Below are 11,550 nucleotides of genomic sequence, written 5' to 3' on the forward strand. Positions count from 1 at the left end.
GTCGAGGGCGGCGAAGGGCACGACCGGCCGGTCGTCCGGCTCGTCCACCCCGGGCGCCGCCTCGGTCTCGTGCGCGGGGCCCACGGATGCGGCCGTGCCGGGGGACGGCGCCGTGGGGGCGGGGTCGGCGCACCCGGTCTGGGCGAGCAGCCCCGCGGCGAGCAGGCCGAGGAGGACGGCGGGCGGCCGGGACCGCCCGCCCGGATGCGGAGACCGGCCGCACGGCCGCCGCGCCCGGGGAGTCCGAGCGTCGGCGGCCGTGCGGCCGGTCCCCGGCGAGATCACGCCTGCGGCTGCCCGGCGGCCTCGTCGCTCTTCTCGCCCTCGGCCTTCTTCGGCTCGGGCTTGGCGTCGACGCCGGCCTCCTTGCGCTGCTGCGCGGTGATGGGCGCGGGCGCGGCGGTGAGCGGGTCGAAGCCGCCGCCGGTCTTCGGGAAGGCGATGACCTCGCGGATGGACTCGGTCCCGGCGAGCAGCGCCACCACGCGGTCCCAGCCGAAGGCGATGCCGCCGTGCGGCGGGGCGCCGTACTTGAAGCCCTCGAGCAGGAAGCCGAACTTCTCCTGGGCGTCCTCCTGGGACAGGCCCATCACGGAGAACACGCGCTCCTGCGTGTCCTGGCGGTGGATGCGGATGGAGCCGCCGCCGATCTCGTTGCCGTTGCACACGATGTCGTAGGCGTAGGCCAGCGCGGAGCCCGGGTCGGTGTCGAAGGTGTCCGCGAACTCCGGCTTGGGGGACGTGAAGGCGTGGTGCACGGCGGTCCAGGCGCCGGAGCCCACGGCCACGTCGCCGGAGGCCACGGCGTCCGCGGCCGGCTCGAACATGGGGGCGTCGACGATCCACACGAACGCCCAGTCGGCGTCCTTGGCCTCGATGCCGTTCCCGGCGTCCGTGAACAGCTCGCAGCGGCGGCCGATCTCCACGCGGGCGGCGCCCAGCAGGGCGCGGGACTCCTTGGGCTTGCCGGCGGCGAAGAACACGCAGTCGCCCGGGTTCGCGCCGACGGCGGCGGCCAGGCCGGCCTTCTCCTCGTCCGAGATGTTCTTGGACACGGGGCCGGTGAGCGAGCCGTCCTCCTGGATGAGCACGTAGGCCAGGCCCTTGGCGCCGCGCTGCTTGGCCCACTCCTGCCAGGCGTCCAGGGTGCGGCGGGCCTGGGAGGCGCCGCCGGGCATCACGACGGCGCCCACGTACTCGTTCTGGAACACGCGGAAGGGGGTGTCCTTGAAGTACTCGGTGAGGTCCGTCAGCTCGAGGCCGAAGCGCAGGTCCGGCTTGTCCGAGCCGTACTTCTCCATGGCCTCGGCGTAGGTCATGCGGCGGATGGGGGTGGGCACGTCCACGCCCACGAGCGCCCACACGGCCTTGACGATCTTCTCGCCGAGGGCGATCACGTCGTCCTGCTCCACGAAGGAGGCCTCGATGTCCAGCTGGGTGAACTCGGGCTGGCGGTCGGCGCGGAAGTCCTCGTCACGGTAGCAGCGGGCGATCTGGTAGTACTTCTCGATCCCGCCGACCTGCAGGAGCTGCTTGAACAGCTGCGGGGACTGGGGCAGCGCGTACCAGGAGCCGGGGGCCAGGCGGGCCGGGACGAGGAAGTCGCGGGCGCCCTCGGGGGTGGAGCGGGTGAGCGTGGGGGTCTCCACCTCGGTGAAGCCCTCGCCGTGCAGCATCTCGCGGGCGGTGCGGTTGACCTCGGAGCGCAGCCGCATGATGCGGGAGGGCTCGGGGCGGCGCAGGTCCAGGTAGCGGTGGCGCAGGCGCGCCTCCTCGCCGACCTCCACGTGCTCGTCCACCTGGAACGGCAGGGCGGCCGCGGTGTTCAGCACGGTGACGGTCTCGGCGATCAGCTCGATCTCGCCGGAGGGCAGGTTCGGGTTCTCGTTGCCCTCGGGTCGGCGCTCGACGACGCCGCTCACCTGCAGCACCCACTCGTTGCGCAGCGGATCGAAGTCGGCCTCGTCGCGCACCACGACCTGGGCGAAGCCCGACGCGTCCCGCAGGTCCACGAAGGCCACGCCGCCGTGATCGCGACGCCGCGCCACCCACCCGGTGACGGTGACGGTCTGGCCGATGAGCGAGGCGTTGAGCTCGCCGAGCTGGTGTGTGCGCAGCACGAAGGCGTCCTCTCCGTCCGGGGATCGCCCGGACGAGATCGTGGGGTTCATGTCGGATTCGGCCCGATGTGATACCCATGCGGGGATGGGCGCGGACCGTCGTGGGCGAGTCTACTCACTCACGGTCCCCCGCCCCGGCCCCGGGCGGCTCCGGCCGCGCGCGAGAGACGCGTCGGCGGCCCGCCCCACGCCCCCGACGAGGAGACCCCGTGCTGCAGCGCCGCCTGACCCTGACCCACGCCGTCGTGATCGGCCTGGGCTCGATGATCGGCGCGGGCGTGTTCACCGCGATCGGCCTGGCCGCCGCCCTGACCGGCGGGCACCCCGGCCTGCTCTACGCCGCCCTCGCCCTGGCCCTGCTCACCGCCCTGTGCAATGCGCTGTCCACGGCGCAGCTGGCCACGGTCCACCCCGAGTCCGGCGGCGCCTACGTGTACGGGCGGCGGCAGCTGCACCCGCTCGCCGGCTTCGTGGCCGGCTGGGGCTTCGTCACCGGCAAGACGGCCTCGGTGGCCGCCATGGCGGCCACGATCGGCCTGTACCTGTTCCCCGACGACGCCGCGGCGGCCCGGCTCACCGGTGTGGCCGCCGTCGTGGTGCTCACGGCCTTGGCCATGGCGGGCGTGACCCGCACGGCGCAGGCCACGATGGCGATCCTCGTGCCGGTGGCGGCCGTGCTCGCGCTGGCGATCGGCGCCGGGCTGGCGCTGGGCGCGCCGTCCGAGGCGGACGCGTTCGCCGGCGTCGCGGACTCCCCCGTGACCGGGGTGCTGATGGGCGCGGGCATCCTGTTCTTCGCGTTCGCCGGCTACGCGCGCGTGGCCACGATGGGCGAGGAGGTCATCGACCCCCGCCGCAGCATCCCCCGGGCCATCCTGATCGCCCTCGGCCTGACCGCCGGCCTCTACGTGCTGCTGACGGCGGCGCTGCTCGCCGGGCTCGGCCCCACCGGCCTGGCCCTGTCCCCCGCGCCCGTGCGCGAGCTGCTCGAGACCACGCTCGGGACCGCCTGGGGCTGGGCGGCCGTCGCCGGCGCCGCGCTGGCCGCCGCGGGCGCGGCGCTGAACCTGCTCACGGGGATCTCCCGCACCGCGCTGGCCATGGCCCGCGAGTCGGACCTGCCCCGGCCCCTGGCCCGGGTCAACGCGCGCACGGGCACCCCGTGGGTCGGTCAGCTCACAATCGCCGTGGCGGTGATCCTGCTGCTGCTCACCACGGACATCCTCACGGTGGTGGGGTTCAGCTCGTTCGGCGTGCTCGTCTACTACGCCGTGGCGAACCTGGCCGCCGCCACCCTGCGCGGCGGCGAGGACGGCCGGGATCCGGCGCTCCTCCGCCCCCTCCGCGTGCCGCGCGCGGTCAACGTGCTCGGGCTGGTGCTGTGCGCCGTCCTCGCGGCCACGCTGCCGCCGATGGCCGTGGTCGCCATGCTGGCCGTGTTCCTCGTGGGCGTGGGCGGGCGCGCGTTCGTGCTCGCCGGACGCGGACGGCCCGGCCGCTGACCGGCGGGCGGCCGCTACCGTGGGAGCCATGACTTCGCGCCCCGCACGGCCCCGCGCCGCACGAGCCGGCCGACGCCGGCCGGCGTGGCGCCGTCGCCCCCTGATGTCCCGGGCCATGGACTCGGACGACGCCCGCCTGTGGCTCTCCTCGGGGGCTGCCATGGTCCTGACGCTGCCGGTCGCCCTCCTGGCCTTGGTGGTGGCCACCCTGGCCACACTTCTGCTCACGGCCTGAGCCGCGGCGCCCGGCCCCACGACGTCCCCGGGCTCAGCCCTCGGTGGACTCCGTGCGGGTCACCTGCGGCAGCAGGTCCTCGGCCGGCGGGGTCCAGTCGGCGGGGTCCGCCGGGTGCTGCTCACCCGAGCGGATGTCCTTGACCTCGTGAACGCGCGCGCCGGCGTCGTCGCGGCCCAGGAACCACACGAACGGGATGCCCCGGCGGTCCGCGTACTTGATCTGCTTGCCGAACTTCTCCGCGGACACCGCCACCTCGGCGGGGATGCCGCGCTCGCGCAGCAGCGCCGCGACGTCCTGGGCCTCGGACCAGTCCTCGTCCGCGGTGAGGGCCACGTACACCGCTGTGGGCACGGACCGGGACGCCTGCGCCATCTCCTGGGAGAGCATGCGCATCACGAGGCGGGTCACGCCGATGGACAGGCCCACGCCCGGGAACACGCGGTTGCCCTTGGAGGCCAGCGCGTCGTAGCGGCCGCCGGAGCAGATGGAGCCGAGCTGCTCGTGGCCCACCAGCACGGTCTCGTAGACGGTGCCGGTGTAGTAGTCGAGGCCGCGGGCGATGGACAGGTCCGCCACGGCGCGCCCGGGGGCGCGGCGGTGCAGGGTCTCGACGACGTCGGCCAGCTCGGCCAGGCCCTCCTCCAGGAGCGGGTCCGACACGCCGAGGGCGCGCACCTGCTCGACGAAGGAGACGTCCTCGGTGCGGATCGCGGCGAGCGCCAGGGCCTGCCGGGCCTGCTCGGGGCTCGCGCCGACCTCCTCCTGGAGCAGGCGGGCCACCTCGTCGGCGCCGATCTTCTCGAGCTTGTCAATGCTGCGCAGGACGCCGGCGGCGTCGGTCAGGCCGATGCCCCGGTAGAAGCCCTCGGCGAGCTTGCGGTTGTTCACGCGGATGAGGAATTCGCCGATCGGCAGGGCACCGAGCGCCTCGGCCATCACGAGCGCGACGTCGGCGTCGTGGCGGGGCGAGAGCTCGCCGTCGCCGACCACGTCGATGTCCGCCTGCGTGAACTCGCGGGCGCGGCCCTCCTGCGGGCGCTCACCGCGCCAGACCTTCTGCATCTGGTAGCGGCGGAACGGGAAGGCCAGGTGGCCGGCGTTCTCCACCACGTAGCGGGCGAAGGGCACAGTCAGGTCGAAGTGCAGGGCGAGCCGCTTGGGGTCGGCGGGGTCCTTGGCCTCGCGGCGGCCGGCGGCCACCTCCTCGTCCTCGGCCAGGCGGGAGACCGCGTAGACCTCCTTGTCCACCTCGCCCTTGCGCAGCAGCTGGCCCAGGGTCTCGACGGCGCGCGTCTCGATGCCCGCGAACCCGTGCAGCTCGAACGTCCGTCGCAGCGTGTCGAGCACGTGCTGCTCCACGAGGCGCTCGGCGGGCAGCCACTCGTGGAAACCGGACAGGGAGGCCTTGCGGGACATGAGGATCCTTCGAGACGACGACGGCGGCGGGGTGCGCCCACACGGTCCCCCGGCGGCGCATCGGCTCATTCTAGGCGCGGGCGCGCGGCCGCCCGGTACGCTGGCCCTGTTCGTGTCCATCCCGACCGGCCGCATCGACCCTCGACCGCGCGCCGGCGCAGTCAGGGAGAGTTCCAGCGGTGACCAACCACATGCAGCCCGACGACCAGCAGTCCCCCGCCCCCGAGGTCGAGACGTCCCAGGACGCCGCCCCGGAGACCGTGCCCGCCGAGGCGACGCCCCTCCCCGAGGTCGCGCCCGACGCCTCCGAGCACGGCGAGGACGCCCCCGCGGCCGAGACCGAGGCCGATGCCGCCCCCGAGGCGCCCGAGTCCGCTCAGCCCGAGGCCGAGGCCCAGGACGCCCAGCCCGCCCCCGAGCAGGCCGAGCATGAGCAGGCCGAGCAGGAGGAGCAGGCCGCGACCGAGCCGGCGGCCCCCGAGGCCACCGACGCGCAGGACGCCCAGGCTCAGCCGGAGGCCGAGGCCGCCAAGCCGGCCGCGCCGTCCCCGGCCGCCATGAAGAAGGCCTCCCCGGGCGCCGTGCGCCCCGCCGCGGGCGCCGCCAAGCCGGCCGCCGTCGTCGCGCCCACGGTCCCGCCCACCCCGCTGGAGGAGGCCTCGAAGTTCGCCCGCGTGAGCGAGGACGGCCACGTCACGCTGCTGGACGGCGACGAGGAGCACGCCGTCGGCCAGGTGCCGGACGCCAGCTCCGAGGACGCGCTGGCCTACTTCGTGCGCAAGTACGACGACGTCCGCGCCCAGATGGCCCTGTTCGAGCAGCGCATCGCCGCAGGCGCGCCCTCGAGCGAGCTCGGCAAGGCCCTCGGCCAGATGACCTCCGCCGTGAACGAGCGCCACATGGTCGGCGACATGGACGCCCTGCGCACCCGCCTGGCCGCCCTCGAGACCCTCCTGGGCGACTACCGCGGCGCCGAGCAGGAGGCCCGACAGGCCGCCCAGGCGCAGCAGCTGGCCACCCGCGAGGCCATCGTGGCCGAGGCCGAGGAGTTCGCCGCCACCCCGGCCGAGCGCATGCCGTGGAAGACCGCCTCCACCCGCATGACCGCCCTGTTCGAGGAGTGGAAGGCCGCCCAGAAGGCCGGCCCGCGCCTGTCCAAGTCCGTCGAGGACGGCCTGTGGAAGCGCTTCCGCGGCGCCCGCACCGCCTTCGACAAGACCCGCCGCGCCCACTTCTCCCAGCTCGACGCCAAGTCGGCCGAGGCCAAGCAGGTCAAGGAGCGCCTCATCGCCCGCGCCGAGGAGCTCTCCTCCTCGACCGACTGGGGCGTGACCGCCGGCAAGTACCGCGACCTCATGGACGAGTGGAAGCGCGCCCCGCGGGCGTCCCGCAAGGAGGACGACGCCCTCTGGGCCCGCTTCCGCGCCGCCCAGGACGTCTTCTTCGACGCCCGCAAGGCCGTGAACCAGGAGATCGACCGCGAGTACGGCGCCAACCTCAAGGTGAAGGAGCAGATCCTCGCCGACGGCAGGAAGCTGCTGCCGTTCAAGGACGTCAAGGCCGGCCGTCGCGCCCTCAACGAGCTGCGCGGCCGCTGGGAGGACGCCGGCCGTGTGCCGCGCGGGGACGTCCGCCGCATGGAGGAGGGCTTCCGCTCGCTCGAGGACGCCCTCAAGCAGGCGGAGAACGAGCACTGGCGTCGCACCGACCCCGAGACCAAGGCCCGCACCAGCTCGGCCCTGACCCAGCTCGAGGAGACCATCGCCGGCCTCGAGGCCGACCTGGCCAAGGCCCAGGCCTCGGGCGATGAGCGCGCGGTGAAGAAGGCCCAGGAGGCCCTCGACGCCCGCCTGCAGTGGAAGCAGGCCCTCGAGGCCTCCGCCTCCGAGCTCAGCTGACCGTCGCTCAGCCGACCGGCGCCCGGCTGACGAGCGCCCCGCCGGCCTGAGCCGGCCGACCCGGCCCCCGCGGCCCGCCTGTCCACAGGCGGACCCGGGGGCCGCGTCGTCTCTGCCAGACTCCCCCGCATGGAAGGACTGATCCTGGCGGGAGAGCCGTTCACCCCGGCCGAGCTGCAGGCCCTGGGGTCCCGCGGGGCCGTGGTGCCCCTGGTGCCGGGGGTGTGGGCCCGGCCGGAGGCGGCGCGGCGGCCCGGGGTGCGGGCCGAGGCGCTGTGGATGCTCGGCGGCCCGGTGCTGGCGGGCGGGTGGACGGCGATCGGCTCCTCCGCCGCGTGGGTGCTCACCGGCGGCGCCGTGCCCGAGCGCCTGCACGCGGCGGTCCCCCACTTCCACCGCCTGCCCGCCGGGGGCTCGCCGCTGCCCTGGACGCTCACCCAGTCGGACGTGGCGGCCGGTCCGGACGGGCGGGCCCCGGCGGAGGAGGACGTGCTCCGGATCGGGCCGCTGCGGGTCACCACCCCGGAGCGCACCGTGGAGGACCTGCTGCTCAGCCCCGACCCGGACGCGGCGCGCACGGCGGCCGCCGTGATCGCGGCGCACGGGGCGGCGGGGCTGCGCGAGCGGCTGGCCCGGCACAGCCGACGCTCGGGCGTGGTGGCCGCCCGGCGCCGGCTCGACGTCCTGCTCGCGGCGCTCGAGGCGGCCGGCTGAACCGGACGCGCGGCGGGCTCAGGTGCGGTGCACGTCGAACACGCCGTCGATCCGGCGCACCGCCGCGATCACGTGCCCCAGGAAGCGGGGGTCGCCCATCTCGAACACGAACCGGCTCATGGCCACGCGGTCGCGCGTGGTGTTCACGGAGGCCGAGAGGATGTTCACGTGGTTCTCGGAGAGCACTCGGGTGACGTCCGAGAGCAGGGACTTGCGGTCCAGCGCCTCCACCTGGATCTCCACGAGGTACACGGTGTCCCGCGACGGCGCCCAGCTCACCGGCGTGCGCCGCTCGGGCTCCTGCTCGAGCAGCGTGGCGAGGTTCGGGCAGTCGAGCCGGTGCACCGAGACGCCCGAGCCGCGGGTGACGAAGCCGTCGATGGCGTCCGGCGGCAGCGGGTTGCAGCAGCGGGCCAGCTTGGCCATGACGCCGCCGTCGCCGTCCACGAGGACGCCCGCATCGTTGGTGGCCCGGGCCGGGGTGCGGCGCGCCTGCGCCGGGAGCAGCTCGGCCAGGTCCACCTCGCCGACCGTCAGCTCGCCCTGGGGCTCCGTGCGCGCCGGCGGCGGGGGTGCCAGCCGCTCGGAGACGCGCTCCTGCACCGCCTGCGCCGAGACGTGCCCGTCGCCGAGCGCCACGAGCAGCCCGTCGAGGTCCGCGTAGCCCATGTCCGAGGCCACCTGGGCCAGCTCCTCGCCGCCGAGCACGCTCTGCACGGCCAGGCCCGCCCTGCGCAGCTGGCGGGTGAGGGACTCGCGTCCCCGCTCGGCCTGCTCGTCGCGGCGCTGGGTCGCGAAGTGGTGGCGGATCTTGGAGCGGGCCCGCGGGGAGACCACGAAGCCCAGCCAGTCGCGGCTCGGGCCCGCGTCTTCGGCGCGCGAGGTGAAGGCCTCCACCGTGTCGCCGTGGTTCAGCGGCGTGGACAGCGGCACGAGCTTGCCGTTGACCTTCGCGCCGATGGTCCGGTGGCCCACGTCCGTGTGGATCGCGTAGGCGAAGTCCACGGGGGTGGAGCCGGCCGGCAGCGAGCGGATCTCCCCCGAGGGCGTGAAGACGTACACCTCGTCCGCGCCGATCTGCGTGCGCAGCGAGTCCAGGAACTCGTCCGGGTCGCGGGTGTCCTTCTGCCAGTCCATCACGGAGCGCAGCCACGCCGGCGTGCCGGACGAGGACGAGGAGGACTCGGCCGCGGCCTGCGCCTTGTAGCGCCAGTGCGCGGCCACGCCGTACTCGGCCTGGCGGTGCATCTCGTGCGTGCGGATCTGGATCTCCACCGGGCGCCCGCCCGGGCCCATCACCGTGGTGTGCAGGGAGCGGTACATGTTGAGCTTGGGGACGGCGATGTAGTCCTTGAACCGCCCGGGCACCGGGTTCCAGCGGGCGTGGATGACGCCCAGCACGGCGTAGCAGTCCCGCACCGAGTCCACGAGCACCCGGATGCCGGTGAGGTCGTGGATCTCGTCGAAGTCCTTCCCCCGCATCACCATCTTCTGGTAGATCGAGTAGTAGTGCTTCGGCCGTCCGGTGACCTCCGCGCGGATCCGGTGCTCGCGCAGGTGGTCCTCGATCACGGTGCGCAGCGCCGCGATGTGCTTCTCCCGCTCGGGGTTGCGCTCCCCCACCAGGCGGACGATCTCCGCGTACATCTTGGGCTTGAGCGCCGCGAAGGAGAGGTCCTCGAGCTCCCACTTCACCGTGTTCATGCCGAGCCGGTGGGCCAGGGGCGCGTAGATGTCCAGGGTCTCCTGCGCCTTGCGGGCGCTGGACTCCGGGGAGACGTACCGCCAGGTGCGGGCGTTGTGCAGGCGGTCCGCGAGCTTGATGAGCAGGACGTTGACGTCCTGGGCCATGGCGATGACCATCTTGCGCACGGTCTCGGCCTGCGCGGCCGCGCCGTAGGTGACCTTGTCCAGCTTGGTCACGCCGTCCACGAGCAGGGCGACCTCGGGGCCGAAGTCGGCGCGCAGACGCTCGAGCGAGTAGTCGGTGTCCTCCACCGTGTCGTGCAGCAGGGCCGCCAGGAGCGTGGGACCGCTGACGCCGATCTCGGCGAGGATCGTGGCGACGGCCACGGGGTGGGTGATGTACGGGTCCCCCGATCGCCGCATCTGGCCCTCGTGGGCCGCGCGGGCGACCTCGAAGGCCCGGATCAGGTCCGCCAGCTCGGCCTTCGTGGCCCGCTGGCGCACCGTGCGCATCAGCGGCTCCAGCAGGGGCGAGTACTCGGTGGCGTGCCGGCCGGTCAGCCGCGCGATGCGGCCCCGGGGGCGGACGGCCGCGACGCGGGCCGGGGCGTGGGTCGGATCGTGCTCGCTCATGGCCCACGCCTTCCTCGGTGATCGCGGTCCCGGCCGCCGCGGCCGGGATGATCGGCGAGTCTACCCGCGCCGCGGCCGACCCGCCCCTGGACGACGACGGGGCCGGCCGCGCGTCGTGACGACGGGCGACCGGCCCCGGCTGCGCCGCGCCCGGGTCAGAGGTGGGCGCCGTCCTCCCAGGGGGCGACGTCGGGGTCCGTGACGGTGTCCCCGCGGTTCTCGCGGGCGGCCCGGGCCGCGGCCCGCGCGTCGTGGTCGCGCACGTCCTCGTCGCCGCGGCGCAGCAGCGCGTAGAGCGGGGCCTGGATGAACAGCGTGGACAGCGTGCCCACGATGATGCCCACGAAGATCGCCAGCGCGATGTCCCGCAGCGTGCCCGCGCCCAGCAGGCCCGCGCCGATGAACAGGATGGAGCCGACCGGCAGGATGCCCACGATCGAGGTGGTGATCGAGCGGACCAGCGTCTGGTTCACGGCCAGGTTCACGTTCTGCTCGAACGTGCGCTCGGGGTCCTCCTCCTGGCCGATCGTGTTCTCGCGGATCTTGTCGAACACCACCACGGTGTCGTAGAGCGCGTAGGACAGGATCGTCAGGAAGCCGATGATCGCGGACGGGGTGACCTCGAAGCCGGTGGCCCCGTAGATGCCGGCGGTCAGCGCCACCACGTAGAGCATGCCGATCACGGCGGCCAGCGACATCTTCCAGGTGCGGAAGTAGAACGCCATGAACAGCGTCACCAGCACCACGAAGATCACCAGGCCCAGCAGCGCCTGCTGGGACACGGCCGCGCCCCACGTCGGGCCCACGAACGTGGACGTCACCTGGTCCTGGCCGACGCCGTAGGCGTCCTGCAGGTTGGCGGCGACCTGGCGGGTCTGGGCGTCGTCGAGCTGCTCGGTCTGCACGCGCACGGTGCCCGGGGCGATGTTCGTGACGGTCGCGTGGCCGCCGGCCAGCACGTCGGTCACGGCCCGCTCGCCGGCGGCGATGTCCGTGGCGGCGGTCTGGGAGACCGTGAACTCCGAGCCGCCGCGGAACTCGATGCCGAGGTTGAAGCCGCCGCGCAGGGCGGTCAGGCCGCCGGCGAGGACGAGCAGCAGGGCGGCGAGGGCGAACCACAGCCGCCAGCGCTGGACGAACGGGTAGGAGACCCGTCCCGAATAGAGGGCGTTGCCCCAGTCGGCGAAGCGGTTCACTGGTCCTCCTCCTGGCGGCGGCGCTCAGCGCGGCGTCGCTCGGCGATGGTCATGGGCTGCGCGGGGCGCGGGCGGCGGAGCCCGCGCGTCGCGGGCCCCTCCTCGCCCGAGGCCTCGTCGGCCGGCGCCGCGCCCACGGGCACGGGC

Annotated in this window: 8 protein-coding genes; 4 read left to right on the plus strand and 4 right to left on the minus strand. The window is 74.3% G+C overall.

Annotation, left to right across the window (positions count from 1 at the left end; genetic code table 11):
* Positions 1–281: 281 nt before the first annotated feature.
* A complete protein-coding gene (aspS, locus tag NWP10_RS07700) occupies positions 282–2,120 on the minus strand; it encodes an aspartate--tRNA ligase (protein WP_258300447.1) in 1,839 nt (612 codons plus the stop codon).
* A 209-nt stretch (positions 2,121–2,329) separates the two neighbouring features.
* Here aspS and NWP10_RS07705 point away from each other — a divergent pair, with 209 nt between their 5' ends.
* Positions 2,330–3,622: an APC family permease gene (locus tag NWP10_RS07705; RefSeq protein WP_258300448.1), complete on the plus strand. Its 1,293-nt coding sequence runs from the start codon at positions 2,330–2,332 to the stop codon at positions 3,620–3,622.
* Positions 3,623–3,650: 28 nt separating this feature from the next.
* Entirely contained in the window at positions 3,651–3,857 is a 207-nt protein-coding gene (locus tag NWP10_RS07710; protein ID WP_258300449.1) for a hypothetical protein, read from the plus strand.
* A 33-nt stretch (positions 3,858–3,890) separates the two neighbouring features.
* Here NWP10_RS07710 and hisS read toward each other — a convergent pair whose 3' ends face one another.
* A complete protein-coding gene (gene hisS, locus NWP10_RS07715; protein ID WP_258300450.1) occupies positions 3,891–5,276 on the minus strand; it encodes a histidine--tRNA ligase in 1,386 nt (461 codons plus the stop codon).
* A gap of 179 nt (positions 5,277–5,455) precedes the next feature.
* Here hisS and NWP10_RS07720 point away from each other — a divergent pair, with 179 nt between their 5' ends.
* Positions 5,456–7,174, plus strand: a complete 1,719-nt coding sequence (locus NWP10_RS07720; RefSeq protein ID WP_258300451.1) for a DUF349 domain-containing protein — start codon at positions 5,456–5,458, stop codon at positions 7,172–7,174.
* A gap of 129 nt (positions 7,175–7,303) precedes the next feature.
* Positions 7,304–7,888, plus strand: coding sequence for a hypothetical protein (locus NWP10_RS07725; RefSeq protein WP_258300452.1), 585 nt, complete (start codon positions 7,304–7,306; stop codon positions 7,886–7,888).
* Between the two features lie 18 nt (positions 7,889–7,906).
* Here NWP10_RS07725 and NWP10_RS07730 read toward each other — a convergent pair whose 3' ends face one another.
* Positions 7,907–10,207, minus strand: coding sequence for a bifunctional (p)ppGpp synthetase/guanosine-3',5'-bis(diphosphate) 3'-pyrophosphohydrolase (locus NWP10_RS07730; protein ID WP_258300453.1), 2,301 nt, complete (start codon positions 10,205–10,207; stop codon positions 7,907–7,909).
* 155 nt (positions 10,208–10,362) lie between these two features.
* A complete protein-coding gene (gene secF / locus NWP10_RS07735) occupies positions 10,363–11,403 on the minus strand; it encodes a protein translocase subunit SecF (RefSeq protein WP_258300454.1) in 1,041 nt (346 codons plus the stop codon).
* Positions 11,404–11,550 lie beyond the last annotated feature (147 nt).

Origin of the sequence: Micrococcus sp. HG099 (assembly GCF_024723355.1) — a bacterium.
GTDB classification, from domain to species: Bacteria; Actinomycetota; Actinomycetes; order Actinomycetales; family Micrococcaceae; genus Micrococcus; species Micrococcus endophyticus.